Origin of the sequence: Streptomyces glaucus (assembly GCF_039533365.1) — a bacterium.
GTDB lineage: Bacteria > Actinomycetota > Actinomycetes > Streptomycetales > Streptomycetaceae > Streptomyces > Streptomyces glaucus.
The window spans coordinates 15,608-36,837 of record NZ_BAAATK010000056.1 but is presented as its reverse complement, the minus strand read 5'-3'; the positions used below and the strand labels follow the sequence as shown (position 1 = coordinate 36,837).

21 protein-coding genes are annotated in these 21,230 nt (G+C 74.6%); 6 read left to right on the top strand and 15 right to left on the bottom strand.

Annotated elements, in window-relative coordinates; translation table 11 throughout:
* Positions 1 to 113: 113 nt before the first annotated feature.
* Genes ABD363_RS28485 through ABD363_RS28475 form a run of 3 tightly spaced genes read right to left on the bottom strand, consistent with a single transcriptional unit; the run spans position 114 to position 2,848 of the window.
* Positions 114 to 803, bottom strand: a complete 690-nt coding sequence (locus ABD363_RS28485; protein WP_344608655.1) for a response regulator — start codon at positions 801 to 803, stop codon at positions 114 to 116.
* Complete coding sequence (gene macS / locus ABD363_RS28480; RefSeq protein ID WP_344608653.1) at positions 800 to 2,035, bottom strand: MacS family sensor histidine kinase; 1,236 nt, start codon at positions 2,033 to 2,035, stop codon at positions 800 to 802. Before macS ends, ABD363_RS28485 begins: the two co-directional genes overlap by 4 nt.
* A 45-nt stretch (positions 2,036 to 2,080) precedes the next feature.
* The gene (locus tag ABD363_RS28475; protein ID WP_344608657.1) at positions 2,081 to 2,848 is read right to left on the bottom strand and encodes a lysophospholipid acyltransferase family protein; all 768 of its coding nucleotides are present in this window, start codon (positions 2,846 to 2,848) and stop codon (positions 2,081 to 2,083) included.
* A 207-nt stretch (positions 2,849 to 3,055) separates the two neighbouring features.
* On the opposite strand from ABD363_RS28475, the gene ABD363_RS28470 reads away from it, so the two are divergent.
* Together ABD363_RS28470 and ABD363_RS28465 are read left to right on the top strand one after the other, a co-directional pair.
* Positions 3,056 to 3,835 carry an alpha/beta hydrolase gene (locus ABD363_RS28470; RefSeq protein ID WP_344608652.1) on the top strand — a complete coding sequence of 260 codons (780 nt, stop codon included), beginning with the start codon at positions 3,056 to 3,058 and terminating at the stop codon, positions 3,833 to 3,835.
* On the top strand, positions 3,828 to 4,451 hold the full coding sequence (locus ABD363_RS28465; protein WP_344608650.1) for a hypothetical protein: 624 nt from the start codon (positions 3,828 to 3,830) through the stop codon (positions 4,449 to 4,451). The genes ABD363_RS28470 and ABD363_RS28465 overlap by 8 nt, the downstream gene beginning before the upstream one ends.
* Here ABD363_RS28465 and ABD363_RS28460 read toward each other — a convergent pair.
* From ABD363_RS28460 to ABD363_RS28435, 6 genes are all read right to left on the bottom strand, one after another.
* Positions 4,448 to 5,221, bottom strand: a complete 774-nt coding sequence (locus tag ABD363_RS28460) for an endonuclease/exonuclease/phosphatase family protein (protein ID WP_344608648.1) — start codon at positions 5,219 to 5,221, stop codon at positions 4,448 to 4,450. The two genes, ABD363_RS28465 and ABD363_RS28460, sit on opposite strands and share 4 nt — an antisense overlap.
* Positions 5,222 to 5,288: 67 nt before the next feature.
* Positions 5,289 to 6,242, bottom strand: a complete 954-nt coding sequence (locus tag ABD363_RS28455) for an ROK family glucokinase (protein WP_344608646.1) — start codon at positions 6,240 to 6,242, stop codon at positions 5,289 to 5,291.
* Between the two features lie 210 nt (positions 6,243 to 6,452).
* Complete coding sequence (locus tag ABD363_RS28450) at positions 6,453 to 6,950, bottom strand: DUF5304 domain-containing protein (RefSeq protein ID WP_344608644.1); 498 nt, start codon at positions 6,948 to 6,950, stop codon at positions 6,453 to 6,455.
* Between the two features lie 94 nt (positions 6,951 to 7,044).
* Complete coding sequence (locus tag ABD363_RS28445) at positions 7,045 to 8,220, bottom strand: ArsA family ATPase (protein ID WP_344608642.1); 1,176 nt, start codon at positions 8,218 to 8,220, stop codon at positions 7,045 to 7,047.
* Between the two features lie 54 nt (positions 8,221 to 8,274).
* Positions 8,275 to 8,718: an SRPBCC family protein gene (locus ABD363_RS28440; protein WP_344608640.1), complete on the bottom strand. Its 444-nt coding sequence runs from the start codon at positions 8,716 to 8,718 to the stop codon at positions 8,275 to 8,277.
* A gap of 151 nt (positions 8,719 to 8,869) precedes the next feature.
* Positions 8,870 to 9,667 (bottom strand): metallophosphoesterase family protein, encoded by a 798-nt coding sequence (locus ABD363_RS28435; RefSeq protein WP_344608638.1) that lies wholly within the window; start codon positions 9,665 to 9,667, stop codon positions 8,870 to 8,872.
* A gap of 319 nt (positions 9,668 to 9,986) precedes the next feature.
* On the opposite strand from ABD363_RS28435, the gene ABD363_RS28430 reads away from it, so the two are divergent.
* Positions 9,987 to 11,783 carry an AMP-dependent synthetase/ligase gene (locus ABD363_RS28430; protein WP_344608636.1) on the top strand — a complete coding sequence of 599 codons (1,797 nt, stop codon included), beginning with the start codon at positions 9,987 to 9,989 and terminating at the stop codon, positions 11,781 to 11,783.
* Positions 11,784 to 11,917: 134 nt separating this feature from the next.
* Here the strand turns inward: ABD363_RS28430 and ABD363_RS28425 are convergent, their stop codons facing one another.
* Positions 11,918 to 13,060, bottom strand: a complete 1,143-nt coding sequence (locus ABD363_RS28425) for a glycosyltransferase family 4 protein (RefSeq protein ID WP_344608634.1) — start codon at positions 13,058 to 13,060, stop codon at positions 11,918 to 11,920.
* Between the two features lie 118 nt (positions 13,061 to 13,178).
* Between ABD363_RS28425 and ABD363_RS28420 the strand changes: the two genes are divergently transcribed.
* On the top strand, positions 13,179 to 14,414 hold the full coding sequence (locus ABD363_RS28420) for a glycosyltransferase 87 family protein (RefSeq protein ID WP_344608632.1): 1,236 nt from the start codon (positions 13,179 to 13,181) through the stop codon (positions 14,412 to 14,414).
* A gap of 90 nt (positions 14,415 to 14,504) precedes the next feature.
* Here the strand turns inward: ABD363_RS28420 and ABD363_RS28415 are convergent, their stop codons facing one another.
* The 5 genes from ABD363_RS28415 to ABD363_RS28395 all read right to left on the bottom strand — a co-directional run bounded on the left by ABD363_RS28415 (position 14,505) and on the right by ABD363_RS28395 (position 20,038).
* Positions 14,505 to 15,704 carry a hypothetical protein gene (locus ABD363_RS28415; protein ID WP_344608630.1) on the bottom strand — a complete coding sequence of 400 codons (1,200 nt, stop codon included), beginning with the start codon at positions 15,702 to 15,704 and terminating at the stop codon, positions 14,505 to 14,507.
* Positions 15,705 to 15,737: 33 nt separating this feature from the next.
* Positions 15,738 to 16,742, bottom strand: a complete 1,005-nt coding sequence (locus ABD363_RS28410; RefSeq protein ID WP_344608628.1) for a C40 family peptidase — start codon at positions 16,740 to 16,742, stop codon at positions 15,738 to 15,740.
* A 251-nt stretch (positions 16,743 to 16,993) separates the two neighbouring features.
* Positions 16,994 to 18,064 carry a C40 family peptidase gene (locus ABD363_RS28405; RefSeq protein WP_344608626.1) on the bottom strand — a complete coding sequence of 357 codons (1,071 nt, stop codon included), beginning with the start codon at positions 18,062 to 18,064 and terminating at the stop codon, positions 16,994 to 16,996.
* 308 nt (positions 18,065 to 18,372) lie between these two features.
* A complete protein-coding gene (locus tag ABD363_RS28400) occupies positions 18,373 to 19,722 on the bottom strand; it encodes an NYN domain-containing protein (RefSeq protein WP_344608624.1) in 1,350 nt (449 codons plus the stop codon).
* A gap of 76 nt (positions 19,723 to 19,798) precedes the next feature.
* Positions 19,799 to 20,038, bottom strand: a complete 240-nt coding sequence (locus ABD363_RS28395; protein WP_344608622.1) for a hypothetical protein — start codon at positions 20,036 to 20,038, stop codon at positions 19,799 to 19,801.
* 155 nt (positions 20,039 to 20,193) lie between these two features.
* Between ABD363_RS28395 and ABD363_RS28390 the strand changes: the two genes are divergently transcribed.
* Entirely contained in the window at positions 20,194 to 20,937 is a 744-nt protein-coding gene (locus tag ABD363_RS28390) for a rhomboid family intramembrane serine protease (RefSeq protein WP_344608620.1), read from the top strand.
* Positions 20,934 to 21,215, top strand: coding sequence for an Lrp/AsnC family transcriptional regulator (locus tag ABD363_RS28385; protein WP_344608618.1), 282 nt, complete (start codon positions 20,934 to 20,936; stop codon positions 21,213 to 21,215). The genes ABD363_RS28390 and ABD363_RS28385 overlap by 4 nt, the downstream gene beginning before the upstream one ends.
* Positions 21,216 to 21,230 lie beyond the last annotated feature (15 nt).

Here is a 21,230-nt window from a genome sequence, read left to right as displayed (position 1 = left end):
GCCGCCCCCCGCACGCCGCCGCGGACGCGGGCGGCGGCGTGCGGGCCAAAGCGGGCGGCGGCCGAAGGCGCCGGGGTCCCGCCGCGGGGCGGGGCGCCGCGCGGCGGCCGGGCTCACGCGTCGTCGAGTCCGCGCTCTATCGCGTACCGGACCAGTTCCACGCGGTTGTGCAGCTGGAGCTTGCCCAGGGTGTTCTGGACGTGGTTCTGCACCGTGCGGTGGGAGATGACGAGGCGTTCGGCGATCTGCTTGTAGCTCAGGCCCTTGGCGACCAGGCGCAGCACCTCGGTCTCCCGCTCGGTCAGGCGGGGCGCCTTGGGCTCGTCGGCGCCGGGCGCGGGGGCCGGTTCGGAGGCGAGGCGGCGGTACTCGCCGAGGACCAGGCCGGCCAGGCCCGGGGTGAACACCGGGTCGCCGGCCGCCGTGCGGCGCACCGCGTCCAGCAGGTCCTGGGTGGAGGCCGACTTCAGCAGGTAGCCGGTCGCGCCCGACTTCACCGCCTCCAGGACGTCGGCGTGCTCCCCGCTCGCGGACAGCACCAGGACGCGCAGCGCCGGGTCGGCGGCGACGACCTCCTTGCAGACCTGGACGCCTGGCTTGCCGGGCAGGTTGAGGTCGAGCACGAGGACGTGGGGCGCGGCGGCCTTGGCCCGGCGCACGGCCTGGTCGCCGTCGCCGGCGGTGGCGACCACGTCGAAGCCGTTCTCGGCCAGGTCGCGGGCGACGGCGTCGCGCCACATGGGGTGGTCGTCGACCACCATGACCCTGATCGGGCCCGGCCGGTCCTGAGTGGTCCTGGTCATCGCTGCTCCGCCTTCCCCCGTACGTCCTCGGCGCCCCTGGGCACCCTCAGTTCGACTTCCGTGCCCTGCCCGGGCACCGAGATCAGCTCCGCGCTGCCGCCGAGGTCGCGCAGCCGTCCCCGGATCGACAGCGCCACCCCGAGCCGCCCCTCGCCCTCGGCCTGGGCGAGCCGTCCCTCGGGGATGCCGGGACCGTCGTCCCGTACGGTGACGATCACCTCGTCCGGTTCGTCCTCGATCAGGATCCACGCGCGCGCGTGCTCCCCGGCGTGCCTGCGGACGTTGTCCAGCGCGGCCCCGACGGCGGCGGCCACCTCCCGCGCGGCCAGCGGCGGCAGCGGCACCGGGGCCCCGGGCTCGGCCAGGCCGACCCGCGCGCTGGCGTACGGGGCGAGCAGCGCGCGCAGGTCGACGGGACCGTCCTCGTCGCCGGGGCCGCCGGGCTCCTCGGCGGCCCCGCCGGCGGCTCCCCCGGCGGTGTCCCCGGAGGTCCTGGGGACGGGCACCAGCCCGCCGGAGACCAGCGTGCGCAGCGCCACCTCCTGCTCGCCGGCCAGCCGCCCCAGCTCGGCCGCCTCGCCGCCGATGACGGCGCCGCGCCGCTGCACCATGGCCAGCACCTGCAGCACGCCGTCGTGGATGTCCCGGGCGAGCCGCTCCCGCTCCCGCGTCGCGGCCTCGATCTCCAGGGCGCGGGCGAGGGTGCGCTCGGAGGCGCGGGCGACCTCGACGACGTAGCCGATGGCGATGGAGGCGACCCAGACCAGGATGACGTTGTGGACGGTGTCGCGGGCGGGGCTGCCGCGTTCGACCAGGTTGGCGGCGGCGACGAGGGTGGAGGCGAGGGCCGCCCAGCGCCAGCCGCCCTTGATCGCGAAGGCCAGGACCGAGCCGGCCGTCCAGATCGACGGCAGTGTCGGCCCGCCCCCCTGGATGCGCTCGGGCGCGTCGGCGAGCGGGGTGAGCAGGATGCCGGCGAGCGCGACGGTGAGGTCGGCGGCGAGGAACCGCCTGGTGCAGCTCGCCGCGGTCGCGACCCTGGGGAGGGTGGCCAGGGTCCACGCGGACAGCACGGCGAAGTAGGCGACGGCGATCCAGGGGCGGACGAACTCGTCGTGCGCGGTGGCGAACAGGCCGATCGCGTACACCGCCGCGAGCACCCGGTAGGCGGTGAGCGCACGCCACAGCGGCTGCTCGACCGACATCCTCATGACTCTTTCCCGCCTGGCCATGTCCCACCCCCGAACCCGCGAGCCCGTCCAGGGCTCGAACGGCCGCTATCCGGCCCGTCCCCCGCGTTCCTTGCCGGCCTGTTCCTTCTCCGCCCGCGCGAGCGCGGCCTTCGCGGCCCTGCCCGCCTCCTTCTCGGCCTTCGCCGCCTCCGCGAGCTGCCGCTTCATGGCGGTCGCGTACATGTCGACGTACTCCTGGCCGGAGAGCTTCATGATCTCGTACATGACCTCGTCGGTCACCGCGCGGAGCACGAAGCGGTCGTGCTCCATGCCCTGGTAGCGGCTGAAGTCCAGCGGCCTGCCGATGCGGATGCCGGGCCGCATCAGCTTGGGGACGATCTTCCCGGGCGGCTGGATCTTCTCGGTGTCGATCATGGCGACGGGGATGACGGGCGCGCCGGTGGCGAGCGCCACGCGCGCGAGGCCGCCGGGCTTGCCGCGGTACAGCCGCCCGTCGGGCGACCGCGTGCCCTCCGGGTAGATGCCGAACAGCTCGCCGCGCTCCAGGACCTCGATGCCGCTCCTGATGGCGGCCTCGCCCGCGCCGCGCGCGCCGGAGCGGTCCACCGGGAGCTGGCCGACCCCCTTGAAGAACGCGGCGGTCAGCCGGCCCTTGACGCCGGGCGTGGTGAAGTACTCGGCCTTGGCGATGAAGGTCACCTTGCGGTCGAGGACGGCGGGCAGGAAGAACGAGTCGGAGAACGACAGGTGATTGCTCGCCAGGATCGCCGGGCCCTCGGCGGGAACGTTCTCCAGTCCCTCCACCCAGGGCCGGAAGGCGAGCTTCAGCGGACCCCCGATGGTGACCTTCATCGCGCCGTACAACAACCGAGTGCCTCCTGTGTCTGTAGATCAGACCTTAACCCGGCGCGCCGTCGAAGGCTTCGACGGCCCTGGTCGGTGGCAGTGCGGTCGCGTACGGTGAAGTACCTGCGGACACGCCCGCGGACGCGTCCGCGAACGTGCCTGCCGACGACGTGCCCACCCCTTCAGGACCTTTCACGAACAGGAGACCGAGACGTGCCGGTCCTCCCCGGAGCCGAGCCGTTCCGCCACGAGGGCGGGGAGGTCGGCGTCCTCCTCTGCCACGGCTTCACCGGTTCCCCGCAGTCGCTGCGCCCCTGGGCCCAGTACCTCGCCGAGCACGGCCTGACCGTCGCCCTGCCCCTGCTGCCCGGGCACGGCACGCGCTGGGAGGACATGCAGCTCACCGGCTGGCAGGACTGGTACGCGGAGGTGGACCGCGAACTGCGCGCCCTGCGCACGCGCTGCACGCGGGTGTTCGTGGCCGGGCTGTCCATGGGCGGCGCCCTGGCCCTGCGGCTGGCCGCCCGGCACGGGGACGCGGTCGCCGGCGTCGTGGTCGTCAACCCGGCGAACAAGGTGCACGGCCTGTCCGCGTACGCCCTTCCGCTGGCCCGCCACGTCGTCCGTACGTCGAAGGGGATCGCCAGCGACATCGCCAAGCCGTCGAGCCGGGAGATCGGCTACGACCGGGTGCCGCTGCACGCGGCGCACTCGCTGCGGGCCTTCTTCCGGATCGTCGACCGGGAGCTGCCGCGGGTCACCCAGCCGCTGCTGCTGCTGCGCAGCCCGCAGGACCACGTGGTGCCGCCGGCCGACTCGGCCCGCGTCCTCGGCCGGGTGTCGTCGACGGACGTGCGGGAGGTCCTGCTGGAACAGAGCTACCACGTGGCGACGTTGGACCATGACGCGGACCGGATCTTCGAGGAGAGCCTCGCTTTCATCGGCCGGCTCGCCCCCAGTCTCGGCAAGGAAGGGACGGCCGCAGGTGGCTGAGCACGACTCCGAGCGCGAGGACCGCGAGCCGGACGAGCGGGGCGTCCCGCTCGACGAGGAGGCCGCCTGGGCGGCGATCGTCGCCGGGTACGGCGAGGAGCCGCCGGATCCGCCCGGCGCCAAGCCGTTCAAGTCGGTGGAGGACCTGGCGCTGCTGGAGGCCGGGACGAACGACGAGCCCTCCGGGACTTCCGCCGCCCTCGGGGACGGCACGGCGGTCGAGGACGACGGGGACGACGAGGACGGCGGGGGCGACCCGCCCGCCGCGGCCCGGCCGCTGGGCGGCTCGGTCTCCTTCGCGCCCGGCGTCGGCCCGCGCGACTACACCGTGCCCGAGCCCGCCGAGGAGGACTTCGCCGCCGACGACGAGGGCCACTTCGTCCCGCCGGAGCCGCCGCCGCTGCCCGAGGCCGACGCCACCGCCAAGTTCGCCTGGCTCGGCGTGCTCGGCGGGCCGGTCCTGCTCCTGCTGGCGGTGCTGTTCGGCTGGGACATGACGTGGTGGCTGGCCACGCTCGGCATCGGCGGCTTCCTCGGCGGGTTCGCGACGCTGGTGACGCGCATGAGGACGGACGACGAGGACGACGACGACCCGGGACGGGGCGCCGTCGTCTAGCGCGCGGGCGCCTGCGCCGCGGGGACTCTGAGGGCGGCCAGGACCGGGAGGTGGTCCGTGGCCGCCCTCAGGTCGCTCCCGGTCACCCCGGGGTGCCCCAGGGGCACCCCGCAGCCGAGCACCTCGACGCCCTCCGTGACGAAGAGCGCGTCGATGCGGCGGCGGGGATCGCCCGACGCCCAGGTGTACTCGCCGCCCCACGCCGCCTCGGTCCGGCAGTCCCGCAGGTGCGCGGCCAGCCGGCCGAAGGTGGGGCCGTCCGGCTGCTCGTTCAGGTCGCCGCCCGCGACCGCGTGCTCCACGCCCAGCGCGGCGAGCCGGTCCAGGAGCATGCCGCCCTGCTCGTACCGCTCCTCGCGGTCCAGGCTCAGATGGCAGCCGACGACACCGAGCCGGGCGCCCCCGAAGCGGACGACGGCGGTGGCGAGGCCGCGCCGTTCCCGTCCCGGGGTGCGCGGCAGCAGGACGTCCTCGGTGCGCTCGACGGTGGCGCGCAGCGAGCACAGCAGGGCCGGGCCGGCGGCCGTGGCGCCTCCGGTGAGGACCACCAGTCCGGACGCCGCCGCGAGCCGGGCGAGCTTCTTGCGCCAGCGGAAGAAGCGGGGGGCCTCCTGCACGAGCACCAGGTCCGGGGCGCAGGCGGCGATCACCCGGGCCAGGGCGGCCGGGTCGTCGCGCATCGAGCGGATGTTGTAGCTGAGGACCCGGACGACGGCGGAACCGTCGGGTTCGGTACGGGAGTTGGGGAGCAGCGGGGTCGCGTTCACCATAGGGGTCAAGATACGCCGGTGCCCGCCGCTCCCCGGGGAAGCGACGGGCACCGTCCGCTGGTGCGTCTCACATGATCGGGTCCGGCTCCCGGGCCAGGTCCGCCGCGCCGACCAGGCCGGCCTTGTTGCCGAGCTCGGCGGCGCGGACCTCGGCGACCGGGCGCCAGTTGCCGCCGACCAGCCAGCGCTTGTAGGACTTGCGGATCGGGCCGAGGACCAGTTCGCCCTCGTCGGAGAGGCCGCCGCCGACGATGAAGGCGGACGGGTCGAACAGGGAGGCCAGGTCGGCCAGGCCCGCGCCGACCCAGCGGGCCAGCTCGCGGTAGGAGTCGACGGCCACCCGGTCGCCCTGGCGGGCGGCCATGGAGATGTGCTTGCCCTCGATGCCGTCCGGGGTGCCGTCGCCGAGGCCGAGCAGGATCTCGGCGTTCTCGGGGGTGGCGTTGGCGCGCTGTTTGGCGTACCGCACGAGGGCGCGGCCGGAGGCGTACTGCTCCCAGCAGCCCTGCGAGCCGCAGCCGCACAGCAGGCCGTCCGGCACCATGCGGATGTGGCCGAACTCGGCGGCCACGCCGAAGTGACCGCGGCGCAGCTTGTTGCCGATGATGATGCCGCCGCCCAGGCCGGTGCCGAGGGTGATGCAGATGACGTTGCGGTGGCCCTTGCCGGCCCCGAACCTGTACTCGCCCCAGGCGGCCGCGTTGGCGTCGTTCTCCACGACGACGGGGAGGCCCACGCGGGCCTCGACCTTCTCCTTCAGCGGCTCCTGGCGCCAGTCGATGTTGGGCGCGAAGTAGACCGTCGAGCGCTGACGGTTGACGTACCCGGCGGCACCGATGCCCACGCCGACGATGTCGTGCCCCGCGCGCGCACCCTCCACCGCCGAGGCGATGGCGTCCACGATGGCCTCGGGCGTGGTGGGGGTCGGCACCTTGTGGGTCGAGAGGATGTTGCCTTCCTCGTCGACCACGCCGGCCGCGATCTTCGTGCCGCCGATGTCGACGCCGATGGTGAGTCCCATGAATCCCTCAGTTTCGGTCGAGCCCCGCTACGGCCAACCGTACCCGAGGCCCTGCCGTAGGGGTCCCGTCGTCCGCCCGGTGAGCGGGTCCGGCGGCGGCGACGGGGCCCGTCCCGCGGGCCGGGAGGGGCCGGGGGCCGGGGATTCCGGGGGGCGCGCGCCGGGCGCCGCCCGGCGGGCGGGAGCCCGGGGGCGGTCCCCCGGGGGCCGTCAGTCCAGGTCGATGTGTTGCCCGGGGCCGGTGCCCTCGCCGCGGTCGCGGGGTTCGCCGAGGTCCTCGGCCAGGTCGTCGGCGCGGCCGGTCCAGCGCCGCTCCTGGGCCTGGACGGCCGAGCGGTAGGCGGCGAGCAGTTCGCCGCCGGCCGCGGCCAGGTGGTCGAAGACGTCCGGGTTGCGTTCGATGACGGGTTCGACGGCGGCCTTGGCCTGCTCGACCACCTGCCGCACCATCTGCTGGGCGGCCGGTCCGGCGACCGCCCCCAGCAGCGGGGACTGCAGGCCGGACAGCTTGTCCGCGACGGCGTCGACGAGCTTGCGCAGTTCCTCGGCCGCCGAGCCCGGGGGCGGCCCGTACCGGGCGCGGCGGCGGTCCTGCTCCGCCTCCAGGTCCTCGGCGCAGGCCGTCGCCCAGGCGTCGGCGTCGGTCACCGGCACCTCGTCCGCGGCCTCGCGCGCACCGGTTCCGGGCGGAGGGAGCTCTTCGCTCATGACGGACTCCTGACTACGGTTCGTCCCTACGACGTTACCCGAACGGACGTACCGGGTTCACCGGGCCGCGCGGCCTTCCCGGGCGCCGGGCCGCTCACCGCGCCCGCGGCCACAGGTCCGGGTCGGGGGTGAACCGGATGCGCAGTTCCCCCTCCCGCAGGGACGCCCCGGCCACCGTGCAGCGGCGCAGGGCGGAGGGGAGGGGGACGATGCGGCGGAACGGGCCGGCGGTGATCACCAGCTCGTCGCCGCGCCGGACGAGGTCGAGTTCGTCCCGTAGGGCGCCGGGCAGCGGGATGTGCCACACCAGCACGCCGTCCTCGGCGATCCGGTCGGTGACGGGCCACCGGACCGGGGCGGCCGGGCGGGCCGCCGCGACGCCGGGCACGGCGAGCGCGCCGAGGTCGTCCGGGCCGCGCGGGTCACGCCCGAGGTGGGCCACGGGCCGCACGTCGTGGTGGTCCTGCCACTCCTCCAGGGCCTTGCGCTGCTGGGCGACGGGCCCGGCGAGCCAGCTGCCGGCGGCGTCCTCGGGCAGCACCCGGTTGGCGACCAGCAGCTCGACGGGCAGGCCGCGCAGGGCGAACCCGAGGACGGCGGTGCGCACGGCGTCGGCACCGGCGGGGCCGGGCTCGGCGACCAGCCGCACGGTGGTGTCCCGGTCGGCGAGGACCGCCTCCGCCGCGGCGAGCTCCACGTCCCAGCGGGCGGCGGTCTCGTACAGCGACCCGGCGGGCATGGGCACGCCCGCGAGCCGGCCGAGGACCGGGCGCAGCGCGCGGGCCGCCTGCCGCTCGGGCGGGAGCAGCCGGCGCAGATAGCGGCGCAGTTCCTCGGGGAGGGCGAGCAGGGCGAGGGCGTGCGGGGCGGGCGGCAGGTCGACGACGAGCAGGTCGTGGGCGTCGTCGAGGACTGCGTCGCGCAGGGCGCGCAGCACGGCGAGTTCCCCGGCGCCGGGCAGCGGGGTGAGCTCCTCGCGGTCGAGCCGGGCGGCGCCGAGCAGGTCGAGGACGGAGGAGGCGCGCTCCTGGAGGGCGGCGAGGTCGTCCCGGAAGCCTTCGGCCGCGTCCGGGCGCCAGGCCACGAGGTGCGGCGCGACCTGCCGCGGGGCGGGCCCGGTCGGGCTCCCCAGCGCCGCGCCGAGGGTGTCGCAGCGGTCGGTGCCGAGGAGGAGGGTGCGGGTGCCCGCACGGGCGGCGGCGAGCGCGGTGGCGGCCGCGACGGTCGTACGACCGCTGCCGCCCGGGCCCGTGATCAGGATGGTGCGCATGGTGGTGAACGGTACCTGTGCCCGCCCTCCGAGAACCCCGGCGTCCGGGCGGGGCTACCGCGCGCCCGACTCCACGCGCTTCTTCAGGCCCGCCAGCGCCCGGTCGATGATGACCTTCTCGGCCTTGCGCTTGATCATCCCGAGCATCGGGATCTTGACGTCGACGGTCAGCCGGTAGGTGACCTCGGTGGCGCCGCCGCCCGCCGGCTTCAGGAGGTAGGAGCCGTCCAGGGAGCGCAGCATCTGGGACTTCACCAGGGTCCAGGAGACCTCGTGGTCCCCGGTCCAGGTGTACGCCAGCGTCTGGTCGTCCTTGATGGCGCCCGCGTCCATGACGAGACGGACCTGCTCGGCGCGGCCCTGCGCGTCGGCCTTGAGGACCTCGGCCTCCTTCACCTCGCCGGTCCAGTCCGGGTAGCGGGCGAAGTCGGCGATCACCTCCATGACGTCGGCCGGTGCCGCCTCGATCGTGATGCTAGAACTGGTGTGTTCCGCCATCGCCGTGGCTCCTCCAGTTGCGGGCCCGTAAGAGATCGTGTGCGCACGTGCGTGCAGCGTGAAGGCTACCGCGCAGCGCACCCGCCGATGGCACCGCTGCCTGCGCGCTCTCCCCGCCGAAGCGCCCCGGTCACCCCGCGGTCGCCCGTGCTCACCACTCCAGCGCCCACGGCCGCCCGGTCCGGGCGAAGTGCCCCACGTTCACGCATTCGGTGGCGCCGATCCGCGTCCGCCGCACCAGCGGCTGGTGCACGTGCCCGAACAGGGCGTAGCGCGGCCGGGTCCGGCGGATCGCCTCCAGCAGCGCCCGGCTGCCCCGCTCGAAGCGGCGCGCCACCGTGTCGTACACCAGCTCCGGCACCTCCGGCGGGATGTGCGTGCACAGCACGTCCACCTCGCCCACCGCCTCGATCTTCGCGGCGTACTCCTCGTCGCCGATCTCGTACGGCGTGCGCATCGGCGTCCGCAGGCCGCCGCCGACGAAGCCGAAGACCCGGCCCCCGATCTCCACCCGTTCGCCGTCCAGCACCGTCGTGCCCGGCCCGGCGTACTCCGCCCACAGGTGCGGGAGGTCGACGTTGCCGTAGGTGGCGTAGGTCGGGGCGGGGAAGGCGGCGAACAGCTCGGCGTACTGCCGGCGCACCGCCTCCTCGATCACGGCGGCCCGGTCCCCGTCGACGCCGGCCCACAGCCGCGCCCCGAACTCCCGCGCCTCCTCGAAGCGGCGGGCGGTGCGCAGCGCGACGAGCCGGCCGGCGTTCGCCGTGCCGAACAGGTCGGGGAAGATCCCGCGCGAGTGGTCGGCGTAGTCGAGGAACAGGACGAGGTCGCCCAGGCAGATCAGGGCGTCCGCGCCCTCCCCCGCCCGGGCCAGGTCGCGCGCGTTGCCGTGTACGTCGCTGACCACGTGAACGCGCGTGGCGGCGGTGCCGGTTCGTGTGGATGCCATGCCGACCGAGCGTATGCGGATGCGACGAAGGTGAACAGCAGCGGTCCTACCTGCGGTAACGACGACGGTCCCACCTGCGGTTACTGGCTAGTCATTTCATCCGTCGACTACTGTGCGCGCTGGAACACCAACCTGTGTGACGCAGCGAACATCTCGCCGGGACCCCCTGTCGAAGAAGCCATACCGGCGGGTAACGTCCGGGCAGTCCAGTCGTGCTCAGGATTTCACAGGCGAATCCCCGAGCATCCGCCCGAGCCTTGGACCGCACCGTCGCATCACACAACGTCGTGGCGTCGGCGCCCTATGAGGAGCAGCAGTCTTGCGCGAGTTCAGCCTTCCGGCTTTGTACGAGGTCCCTGCGGACGGCAATCTGACCGACATCGTCCGCAGAAACGCCGCGCAGCACCCCGACGTCGCCGTCATCGCCCGCAAGGACGGCGACGCCTGGCAGGACGTCACCGCCCGTGCCTTCCTCGCCGAGGTGCACGCCACCGCCAAGGGGCTCATCGCCGCGGGCGTCCGGCCGGGCGACCGGGTGGGCCTGATGTCCCGGACGCGCTACGAGTGGACGCTGCTGGACTTCGCGATCTGGAGCGCGGGCGCGGTCACCGTACCGGTGTACGAGACCAGCTCGCCGGAGCAGGTGCAGTGGATCCTCGGCGACTCGGGCGCGACCGCCTGCGTCGTGGAGCTGGACGCTCACGCGGCGGCCGTGGAGTCGGTGCGGGACCGGCTGCCCGCCCTCCAACACGTCTGGCAGATCGAGGCCGGCGGTGTGGCGGAGCTGCAGCGGCTCGGGCAGGACGTCAGCGACGCGACCGTCGAGGAGCGCAGCTCGGCCGCCAAGGCCGACGACCCGGCGACCATCGTCTACACCTCCGGCACCACCGGCCGTCCCAAGGGCTGTGTGCTCACGCACCGCGCGTTCTTCGCCGAGTGCGGCAACGTCGTCGAGCGGCTGCGGCCGCTGTTCCGCACCGGCGAGTGCTCGGTGCTGCTCTTCCTGCCGCTCGCGCACGTCTTCGGCCGGCTGGTGGAGATCGCGCCGATGCTGGCGCCGATCAAGCTGGGCTGCGTCCCGGACATCAGGAACCTCACCGAGGAGCTGGCCTCCTTCCGGCCCACGCTGCTGCTCGGCGTGCCGCGCGTCTTCGAGAAGGTGTACAACGCGGCACGCGCGAAGGCCCAGGCCGAGGGCAAGGGGAAGATCTTCGACCGGGCCGCGGACACGGCGATCGCCTACAGCAGGGCCCTGGACACCCCGGCGGGCCCGTCCCTGGGCCTGCGGATCAAGCACAAGGTCTTCGACAAGCTGGTCTACGGCAAGCTGCGCGCGGTCCTCGGCGGCCGCGGCGAGTACGCCATCTCCGGCGGCGCCCCGCTGGGCGAGCGCCTCGGGCACTTCTTCCGCGGCATCGGCTTCACCGTCCTGGAGGGGTACGGCCTGACCGAGTCCTGCGCGGCCACCGCCTTCAACCCCTGGGACCGGCCGAGGATCGGCACGGTCGGCCAGCCGCTGCCCGGCTCGGTGGTCCGCATCGCCGACGACGGCGAGGTGCTGCTGCACGGCGACCACCTGTTCAAGGAGTACTGGAACAACCCGGGCGCGACCGCGGAGGCACTGGCCGACGGCTGGTTCCACACCGGTGACATCGGCACCCTCGACGAGGACGGCTACCTGCGCATCACCGGCCGCAAGAAGGAGATCATCGTCACCGCGGGCGGCAAGAACGTCGCCCCGGCCGTGATCGAGGACCGTATCCGGGCGCACGCGCTGGTCGCGGAGTGCATGGTGGTCGGCGACGGGCGGCCGTTCGTGGGCGCGCTGATCACGATCGACGAGGAGTTCCTGGGCCGCTGGTGCGCCGAGCACGGCAAGCCGGCCGGCTCCACCGCGGCGTCGCTGCGCGAGGACCCGGACCTGCTCGCCGCGATCCAGGCCGCGGTCGACGACGGCAACGCCGCGGTGTCGAAGGCGGAGTCGGTCCGCAAGTTCCGGATCCTCGGCTCCCAGTTCACCGAGGAGTCGGGCCACCTGACGCCGTCCCTGAAGCTGAAGCGGAACGTGGTCGCCAAGGACTACGCGCACGAGATCGAAGCGATCTACCAGAAGTGACCGGCCGGTCCCCCGGAGGCGACCGGCCGCTCCGCCGGAGGTGACCGGCCGACCCGCCCGGGTGACCGGCCGGCCCGCCCGAAGCGGCCGGGCGGGCAGCGGGCGGTGCGGGGGCCGGCCGCCCCGCGCCCGGCTCACAGCAGCGTCTTCAGCCGCTCCGCGAGCAGGTCCCACCGCCACTTCTCCTCGACCCAGGCCCGGCCCCGCTCCCCCATCCTGCGGCGCAGCCCGGCGTCGCCGAGGAGCGCGACGATCCGGTCGGCGGCCTGTTCGGGGGAGCCGCCCCGCACGACCCAGCCGGTCTCCCCGTCGAGCACCGCGTCCGGGGCCCCGCCGGAGTCCCCGGCGACGACGGGCAGACCGGTCGCGGAGGCCTCCAGGTAGACGATCCCCAGCCCCTCGACGTCCAGCCCGCCGCGCCGGGTCCGGCACGGCATGGCGAACACGTCCCCGGCGCCGTAGTGGGCGGGCAGCTCGGACCAGGGCACGGCCCCCGTGAAGCGGACCGAGCCGGCGACCCCGGTCTCGTGCGCGAGCCGGCGCAGCTCCCTCTCGTACGGGCCGCCCCCGACGATCAGCAGCACCGCGTCGGGCTCGGCCGCCAGGATCCGGGGCATGGCCCGGATCAGCGTGTCCTGTCCCTTGCGCCGCACCAGCCGGGACACGCACACCACCACGGGCCGGTCGGTCAGCCCGAGCCGCGCCCGGACCTCCGCGCCGCCGGACGCCGGGTGGAAGGTCTTCTCGTCGACCCCGGGCGGCAGGTGCGCCATCCGCGCCGCCGCCTGCGGGGTGAGCGCGGCCGCGATCCGGGACCGCGTGTACTCGCCGAGGTAGGTGATCGTGTCCGTGGCCTCCCCGATCCGCCGCAGCAGGCCGCGGGCGGCGGGCAGCTGCGCCCAGCCGGCCTCGTGCCCGTGGGTGGTGGCCACGATCCGCTCGGCGCCGGCCGCGCGCAGCGCCGGCGCCATCAGCCCGAGCGGCGCCGCCGCGCCGAACCACACCGAGGTGCACCCGTGCTCCCGCAGCAGGCCGACGGCCCGCCGGGTGGCCCCCGGGGTCGGCAGCAGCATCGTCGTCGCGTCCCGGACGACGGTGAAGGGCTGCTCGGCGTCGAAGGCGGCGGTCGCCTCGGCCCCCTCCCGGCCGCGCTTCCAGGTGGAGGCGTAGACGACCAGCCGCTCCGGGTCGAGCCGCAGCGCCATGTTGTGCAGGAAGGCCTGGATCCCGCCCGGCCGGGGCGGGAAGTCGTTCGTGACGATCAGGGTCTTGTGCATCGCCGTCGACCCTACAAGAGCGCTGCTCACAGCCCTCACCGGGCGCGTTTGTGGCACGCACACAGCTGTTCGGGCCATCATGGCCCCCTTGGCGGACGGCGGACGGGCAGGGCATCGGGTGAAGACGACGGGCGCAGGGCGGTCCCTGGCGTGGCTGCTGGGGATCTGGGGCGCGACGAGGCTGATGCTGCTGCTGTTCGTGCTCAAGGTGTACGTCTTCCCCGGCCCGGACGTGACCAGCGACGTCTCCGTGATCTACCAGGGCTGGTACGAGGTGCTGCGCGGCGGGACGTTCCCGCTGGACGACGTCACCTGGCAGTACCCGCCCGCCGCGGCCCTCGCGATCCTCTCCCCGGCGCTGCTGCCCTTCCTCGACTACGCCACGGCCTTCTTCGCCCTGGCCTGCGCCGCCGACCTGGCCGTCTTCGTCCTGCTGTGGTGCGCGGGCCGGCGCCCGGGCCGCACGCCGCGCGGCGCCCGGGTGTGGGTGGCCGGCGTCCCCCTGCTCGGGCCGACGGTGTACGCGCGCTACGACGTGATGGTGACCGCCGTGGCGGTGGCCGCGCTCCTCGCGGGCGCCCGGCACCCCCGGGTGATGGGCGCGCTGGCCGGCTTCGGGGCGCTGCTGAAGGTGTGGCCGGTGCTGCTGCTGGCCGGCGTGCGCGGCCGCGCCGGCTGGGCCGCGGCCGCGGTGACCGGCGCGGCGGTGGCCGCGGCGGCCGCGCTCGCCATGCCGGGGGCGTTCGCCTTCCTGACCTTCCAGCGGGACCGCGGCACCGAGGTGGAGTCGCTGGGCTCGCTGGTCTTCCACGTGGCCCGGCACTTCGGCTGGGAGGGCCAGGTGCTGCTCAACTACGGCTCGGTGGAGTTCCTCGGCCCGTACGTGGACGTGGTGAGCACGGCCGCCCTGGCGCTCACCGGGGCGGCCTTCGGCTGGCTGCTGCTGTGGCGGCTGCTGGCCGCCCGGTGGGAGGCGCACACGGTCGCGGACGCGGCGTTCGTGGCGGTGCTGCTGTTCACCGTCACCAGCCGGGTGATCAGTCCGCAGTACCTGGTGTGGCTGGTCGGCCTGGCGGCGGTCTGCCGGTGCTTCGACGCGAGCCGGATGCGGCTGCCGGTGGCCCTGGTGCTGGCGGCGAGCTTCGTGACGGTGCTGGAGTTCCCGCTGTGGTTCGGGCACGTCGTCGCCAGCGACGCCCTCGGCGTCACCCTCCTCGTCGTCCGCAACGGCCTGCTGGTGGCCGCCGCGGTGCTCGCGGCCCGCGTCCTGTGGCGCGCGACGGTCCCGCGCGGGGCCCCGGTCGCCCTGCCGCCCCAGGCCGCCCGCACCAGCGAGACGCCGGTCTCCCCCTGACGCCGGGCCCGCCGGGGCGGCGCGGGCGCCGGTGCGGGACGCCTGCCCGGCCACCGCACCCGGGCGGGGCCGCGCGGCCGCGCCCGGCGCTCAGCCGAGCCGCGCCCGCAGATACTCCCGCCACCGCTCGGTGAAGGCCTCCGGCGTCGTCCCGAGCACCGTCCGCATCGCCTCCTCCACCGCCCCCTGCCGCTCCTCGTGCGCGCCCACGGCCCGGTAGAACGCGCCGAGGCGCTCCTCGCCCCAGCGGTCCGCGATCATCCGGCAGGCCGCCCAGCCGCCCTCGTACGCCCGCGCCAGCCCGTCCGCCGCGCCGGTGAAGCCGAACTCCCCGTCCCCGGGCAGCGCCTCGGGCACCCGGCCCGCACGAACCGCGCGGGCCAGTTCCGGGGCGATGTCGGACGGGGCGCGTCCGCTGCCGCGGTGGCCGACCCAGTCGGCGTAGCCCTCGGACAGCCACAGCGGCGTGGCGGGGGTGGTGTGGGCGCGGGTGGCGACATGGGTGGTCTCGTGGGTGAGCACGACCTGCCGGCCGAGGCCGCCGAGCAGGCCGTACGCGTCGGGGTTGACGACGATCCGGTCGGCGGGCGCGTCGGCCGGGGCGCCCGTCCGCCCGGTGGTGACCGCCGCGATCCCCCGGTAGGAGGAGGCCGGCGAGCCGAGCAGGCCCGCCATCCCCTCCAGCGACTCCGGTACCAGGACGACGACCTGCCGGGCCCAGCCGGCGCCCCACGCCCGGGACACCGCCGGCACGGCCCGGTCGGCCAGGTCCGCGTAGCGGCGCAGCGCCTCGCGGGGCTGCCCGGCCCCGAGGACGAGGCTGTCCCGGCCGCGGACGGCGGTCACCGCGCCCTGGTCCCACAGCTGCCGGGCGGCCTTGTGCGCGGGCCGGTCGGAGTCGACGCGCCAGCCGCGGCCGTCCTCGTCCCGCGTCCGGCTCAGCCGCAGGGTGCGGCCGACGGTGACGGGGGACCGGTCGTAGCCCCGGAGGCGGTAGCGCAGCTCGACGTCGACGGTGGCGGTGTCGCCGCTGCGGCGCAGGCCGGTGACGCGGTAGGACCAGCCCGCCAGCGGCACCGCGCGCAGGCGGTCGAAGCCGGTGCCGGCGCCGGTCCGCCGGTAGGCGTTCTCGTCGTGGTCGAGGAGCGCGTCCGCCCGCCGGTCCAGGACCCGCTGGACCTCGGCCCGGGCGGGGTCCGCGGCGGGCCGGCCGCCGCACGCCACCAGGGAGACGAGCATCAGGCAGAGCAGCACCACCGCGGATCCCCGCACCCACCCGCGACCAGCCACGTCCCCGATCGTACGGGGGCGCCCGGGGCCGCGTCAGATCCTGGTGACCGAGGAGACCGGCATCATCCCGACCGGGTCGTAGCGCACCGACGCGCCCGGGCGGGGCGCGTGGATCACCTGTCCGCCGCCCACGTACATGGCGACGTGGCCGGCGTCGTCCCGGTAGACGACCAGGTCGCCGGGGCGCGCCTGGGAGAGCGGGATCTGCCGCCCGGCGTACCGCTGGGCCTGCGAGGTGCGCGGCAGGGCGATGCCGGCCTGCGCGTACGACCACTGGGTCAGGCCCGAGCAGTCGAAGCCGCCCGGCCCGTTGGCGCCCCAGATGTAGGGCTTGCCGAGCGCCGAGCGGGCCGCGGCGACGGCGGCGGCCGCGCGTCCCGAGGCCGGGACCGCGCCGGCCGGGACGGCCGGGCCGGTGCGGGAGGCGCGGTCGTAGGCGGCGCGTTCGGCGTCCGGCAGGGAGTTCAGCAGCCGCCGGGCCGCGGAGAGTTTCCGCTCCACGGTCCGCTTGTGGACGGCGGCGGCCCGGCGGCTGCGGGTCAGCTCGGCGAGCGTGCGCGCCGCCTCCGCGCGGTCCTGGGCGAGGGTGCGCAGGGCCTTCTGGAGCCCCTTGAGCTCGCCGGCCTGGCGAGCGCCGATCCGGTCGAGCACGGACGCCTTGTCGAGGTAGTCGTCCGGGTCGTCGGAGAACAGCAGCGCGAGGGAGGGGTCGATGCCGCCGGAGCGGTACTGGGCGCCGGCGAGCGAACCCAGCGCCTCCCGCAGGGTGTTGACCCGCTCCTGCTGCCGGGCGAGGCGGTCCCGCACCGCGCCGGCCTTCCGGCGCAGCTCGTCGGCGCGTTCGTCGGCCTCGTTGTAGGCCTCGGTCGCCTTCTCGGCCTCCGTGTGGAGGCGGTCCACGGCCGTACGGGCGTCCTCGCGCGGCTCGGCCGTGGCGGGCACGGCGGCCAGGGCGGCGGCCGTTATCGACAGGAGGGTGAGCGCCACGCTGGAGCCCCGGTCGAATCCGGACGGTGCAAGGCGGCGATGAGACCCCACGGGAAGCCGCACTCCTTCCGCTGGCGGACACGGACGACTCCCCCGGCGCCGCAGCCGCGGCGGCCGGGGGAAACGCGGCAGACAGTAGCCGCGCCGGTACGCTCCGGCCAAAGTCCGCCGGGGGTCCGCAACCGGAAGGCCCCGCCGCTGACGCAGGTCAACGGCGGGGCACGGGATCGGCCGGCGGCTCGTGATTCGCCCGTTCGGACGGCAGGGCCGCCGCTTCCCGGGAGCCCCCGCAGGGGCGGGCGTCAGACGCGGACGCCCCACATGAACGGACCGCCGATGGTGTTCATCGACTCGTAGCGCACGACGGTGCCGGTGCGCGGCGCGTGCAGGACCTGGCCGTTGCCCGCGTACAGGCCCACGTGGTGCAGGTCGTTGAAGAAGAAGACCAGGTCGCCGACCTTCAGGTCGCTGACCGAGGAGATCCGGGTGCCGATCTGGGACTGCGCCTCGGAGGTGCGCGGGATGGAGACGCCGGCCTGGGCGTACGCCCACGACGTCAGGCCCGAGCAGTCGAAGGAGGACGGACCGGTGGCGCCGAAGACGTACGGCGATCCGATCTTGCTCTGGGCGGCGGCGTAGGCCGCGGCGGCCCGCCCGCTGGCGGAGGTGCCGGAGGTGCCGGGGGCGTCGGAGGTGCCGCCACCGCCGGTGAGGGCCTCGCGCTCGCTGGCGCGGCTGGCGCGGGTCTGCTCGGCGGCGAGTTCCGCCTTCTCCTCGGCGGTGAGGCTGTTGAGCAGCTTCTGCGCGGCGGCGAGCTTGCCCTGGACCTCCTTCTTCTTGTTGCCGAGTTCGGTCCGCGTGGAGGCGAGGTCCTTGAGCTTCTCGGTGGCCTCGGAGCGCTGCTGGGCGAGTTCGCGCTGCTTCTCCTGGATCTCCTTCAGCGCCTCGACCTGCTGGCTGCTCAGCTGGTCGAGCGTGGAGGCCTTGTCCAGGTAGTCGTCGGGGTCCGCGGACAGGAAGAGCTGGACGGAGGGGTCGAGGCCGCCGCTGCGGTACTGGGCGCTGGCCATCGAGCCGAGGCCGTCGCGCAGCTCGTTGAGCTCCTCCTGGCCGCGGGCGACGTTGTCCTGGATGGTGGAGATCTCCTTCTGGAGCTTCTCCTGCTTCTCCCTGGCCCCGTTGTACTTCTCGGTGGCCTGCTCGGCCTCTTCGTAGAGCTTGTCGACCTTTGCCTTGACCTCGTCCTTGCTCGGCTTCTCGCTCGGCGCGGCGTTGGCGGCCTGCGAGCTCAGGGCGACGGCAGCAGCGGCAGCGGTGGTCAGCACGGTCACACGTGCGCGGCTCGGCTGCTTGGGACGACGGTGGGACGCCACGGAGGCGAGCTCCTTCTTCCTCCAGCCGCCTACCGACACACCGGTGGGCGGTCCCCTCCGCCGTCACTCACCCCTTGCGAGCGAACACCCGAGCGGAGGTTCGGAGGCAGACCCTAGTGACCCAGTTGTGATCAGATCAAATCCTCAGCTGCAAAATCCGCCTCGCGGGGATCATTCTTTACATACAACTCACGAAATGTGCAATGCAGTTGACGCTGCGTCGCGTGAGGGGCCCGCAGATCCGGGCAATGCGCCGGTACACCGCAGGAAGGACACGGCGTCCCCAAAGGGCGCAAGTCGGCGGCGCGTCAGCCGCGCGTGAGCCGCTTGAGCAGCACCGCCGACGCCACCGGCCGGGCGCCCGCCCGGGCCACCCCGTCGGCCACCTCGCGGTCGGTCGAGGCGACGACGATCGGCCGGCCCGGCGGCTCGGCGCGCACCAGCTGGCGGATCAGCTCGTCGGCGGTGACGCCCGGCTTGGAGAACAGGACGCGCACCCCGCGCGGCGGCGCGAGCAGCACCGGCGCGGCCAGCTCGGCCCCGTCGAAGACGCACGTCACCTCGGCGTTGGTCTGCGCGGCGAGCTGCGAGAGCTGGCCGAGCAGCCTGAGGCGCTGCTTCTCCAGCGGCATCTGCGGATAGCCGGTCTTGGTGACGTTGTAACCGTCGACGACCAGGTGCGCCTGGGGCAGCGCGAGCAGCTGGTCGAGGATGGCCGGATCGTCCTCGGACAGCGCCCGGGCGGCGATGTCCTTCGGGGTCATCCGGCCGGGCTCGACGGCGTCCACGGTCTCCGCGGGCCGTACCGACACCGGCGGCAGCGCGAGTTCCCGCCGCAGCCCCTGTGTCGCGTCCAGCAGGGTGTCCAGGAGCAGCCGTACGCGCATGTCCTCGACGCTGCGCCCCTCGCGCGCCGCCCTGCGCGCCGCCTCCAGGGCGGCCTCCGTCTCGCCGAGCCGCGCCTTGAGCCGCCGGGCCTCGCTCTCGGCGGCGGAGAGCTGGGCCTGTCCCTCGGCGCGCACCGCCTCCATCTCGCCCCGCACCTTGCGCAGCGCGGCCTCGCCCCGCTTGACGTCGCTGAGGGCGGCACGGAGCTTGCGGTGGAGCGATTCCGTCTCCTTCCGCGCCGACTCCAGCTCGGCGCGCAGCCGCTCGGTCTCGGCCCTGGTGTGCTCCCGGGCCCGGTCGAGTTCGGCGCGCAGCCGCTCCAGCTCGGCCCGGGTCTCCTCGTCGGCGCGTTCGGCGTCCGCGCGCTGGGCCTCCTCGCCGGCGGCGGTCACCAGCTTCACCCAGCCGGCCGGGCGCAGCACGTAGGCCGCGGCCGCCACGTCGAGCGGGTCCGCGGCCGGGGGCGGGGAGCCGGAGTCGAGGGCGCCGGCCAGTTCCGGCTGGGCCTCTCTGAGCTTCTCGCCGATGCGCTGGCGGAACAGCGGGTCGGTCTCCAGGGCCGCGGCCATGGCGTTGCCCGCGAACTTGGCCCGCCGGTTCGGGGCGAACCGGGCATACTGCCTGAGCTGGGCGGGCAGTTCGGCGACGGTCAGTCCGCCGAAGCCGTCGGACACGATCTGCACGACCCGCCGGCGCACCCCGTCGGGCAGCGGACGGTCGAGCACCTCGGCGGCGCCGTCGCCCGGCTCCCCGCCTCGTGTCTCCGCCATCCGTCACACCCCACTAACTAGCTGTGCGGGACCCTCCCCCGCTCTCGGCCTCGCTCGAGCGGAGGGGCCCCCGTCGTCAGGAGCCGGCACCCGGCCGGTCCACCAGCTCCACCTGGTCCACGGCGTTGCACCAGCGGCAGCGCACCGACTCGATGCTCTCATCGAGCACCTCGCGCTCCTCGACCGTGGGCTCGCCCGCCAGATCGAGGTGGACGTACTCCACGACCCTCGACGAGCGGGTCACGTCGAAGCGCGTGAGGTTGCCGCACAGGGCGCAGCGCCACCGCGTGGTGGCGGTCGGCAGGGGAACCGTCATCGTGACCGTCCGCTTTCTTCCAGTGTCCGTGACGCCCCGGGCTCCCGGTGCGTGTGGCTCGTAACCCTACGGCCTGGCGGCGACCCGTGACCCGTCCCCCCATGGCGGCGAGGCGGTCTGTGCACATACGCCCGGTTACGTCATGCTCTGTGGTCATGACCAGCAACTGGAGCGGTGCGGCCGGCAGGACGGCCGGAGCGGTCACCGGCTCGTCGGCGCCGGTGACGTACGGACTGATCGCCCTGTGCTGCCTGGTCTTCCTGACGGGCCCGGCCGCGGGCCTGAACCCGGCGTACGGCTCCGGCGACGAGCTGCTCGCCGCGCAGCGCGCCTACTTCCGGCGCTGGGGCGTGATCCCGGCGGACCTGTCCGAGGACCCCCTCCGCGCCGCCCTCACGCCCGCCACGGCCCTCTTCGTCCACGGCAGCTGGGTCCACCTGCTCGGCAACCTGCTCTTCCTCTACGTCTTCGGGGCGATGACCGAGGAACGCATGGGCCGGGTCCGGTTCACCCTGTTCTACCTCGGCTGCGGCTACCTCGCCCTGCTCGGCTACGCGATCGACAACGCGGACTCCCGGCAGTCGCTGGTCGGCGCCTCCGGAGCGATCTCGGCCGTCCTCGGCGCGTTCCTGTACCTGTTCCCCCGGGCCCGGGTGACCAGCCTGCTGCCGTTCCTGTTCTTTCTGCCGCTGCGCTTCCCGGCGTGGATCGTGCTGCCCTTCTGGGCGGCGCTGCAGTGGCTGGCGGCGGGCCGGGCCGGCGCGGGTCCGGGGGTGGCGTACCTCGCCCACCTGGTGGGGTTCGGGCTGGGCTTCGTCTTCGCATGGGTGTGCTCCGGCCGTACGACTAGAGTGAACAGCGCCCCAGCGACGGCCCCCGAGGGAGAGAACCAGCCGTGATCACCGCGATCGTCCTCATCAAGACCAGCGTGGACCAGATCCCCGAGATCGCGGAACGGATCGCCTCGCTGGAGAACGTCAGCGAGGTCTTCTCGGTCACCGGCACCTACGACCTGATCGCCATGGTCCGGGTGAGGGAGCACGAGGAGCTCGCGGAGGTCATCCCCGGCCGGATCAGCAAGATCCCGGGCGTGGAGGCGACGGACACGCACGTGGCGTTCCGCACGTACTCGCAGCACGACCTGGAGGCGGCGTTCGCGATCGGGCTGGACAGCTGACGCCGCCGTCGCCGG

What these genes read in the sequence shown, in the direction of transcription:
- ABD363_RS28485 (WP_344608655.1), bottom strand. Translation starts at nt 803, where the DNA reads ATGACCAGGACCACTCAGGACCGGCCGGGCCCGATCAGGGTCATGGTG.
- macS (WP_344608653.1), bottom strand. Translation starts at nt 2,035, where the DNA reads ATGGCCAGGCGGGAAAGAGTCATGAGGATGTCGGTCGAGCAGCCGCTG.
- ABD363_RS28475 (WP_344608657.1), bottom strand. Translation starts at nt 2,848, where the DNA reads ATGAAGGTCACCATCGGGGGTCCGCTGAAGCTCGCCTTCCGGCCCTGG.
- ABD363_RS28460 (WP_344608648.1), bottom strand. Translation starts at nt 5,221, where the DNA reads ATGGTGAACGCGACCCCGCTGCTCCCCAACTCCCGTACCGAACCCGAC.
- ABD363_RS28455 (WP_344608646.1), bottom strand. Translation starts at nt 6,242, where the DNA reads ATGGGACTCACCATCGGCGTCGACATCGGCGGCACGAAGATCGCGGCC.
- ABD363_RS28450 (WP_344608644.1), bottom strand. Translation starts at nt 6,950, where the DNA reads ATGAGCGAAGAGCTCCCTCCGCCCGGAACCGGTGCGCGCGAGGCCGCG.
- ABD363_RS28445 (WP_344608642.1), bottom strand. Translation starts at nt 8,220, where the DNA reads ATGCGCACCATCCTGATCACGGGCCCGGGCGGCAGCGGTCGTACGACC.
- ABD363_RS28440 (WP_344608640.1), bottom strand. Translation starts at nt 8,718, where the DNA reads ATGGCGGAACACACCAGTTCTAGCATCACGATCGAGGCGGCACCGGCC.
- ABD363_RS28435 (WP_344608638.1), bottom strand. Translation starts at nt 9,667, where the DNA reads ATGGCATCCACACGAACCGGCACCGCCGCCACGCGCGTTCACGTGGTC.
- ABD363_RS28425 (WP_344608634.1), bottom strand. Translation starts at nt 13,060, where the DNA reads ATGCACAAGACCCTGATCGTCACGAACGACTTCCCGCCCCGGCCGGGC.
- ABD363_RS28400 (WP_344608624.1), bottom strand. Translation starts at nt 19,722, where the DNA reads ATGGCGGAGACACGAGGCGGGGAGCCGGGCGACGGCGCCGCCGAGGTG.
- ABD363_RS28395 (WP_344608622.1), bottom strand. Translation starts at nt 20,038, where the DNA reads ATGACGGTTCCCCTGCCGACCGCCACCACGCGGTGGCGCTGCGCCCTG.
- ABD363_RS28390 (WP_344608620.1), top strand. Translation starts at nt 20,194, where the DNA reads ATGACCAGCAACTGGAGCGGTGCGGCCGGCAGGACGGCCGGAGCGGTC.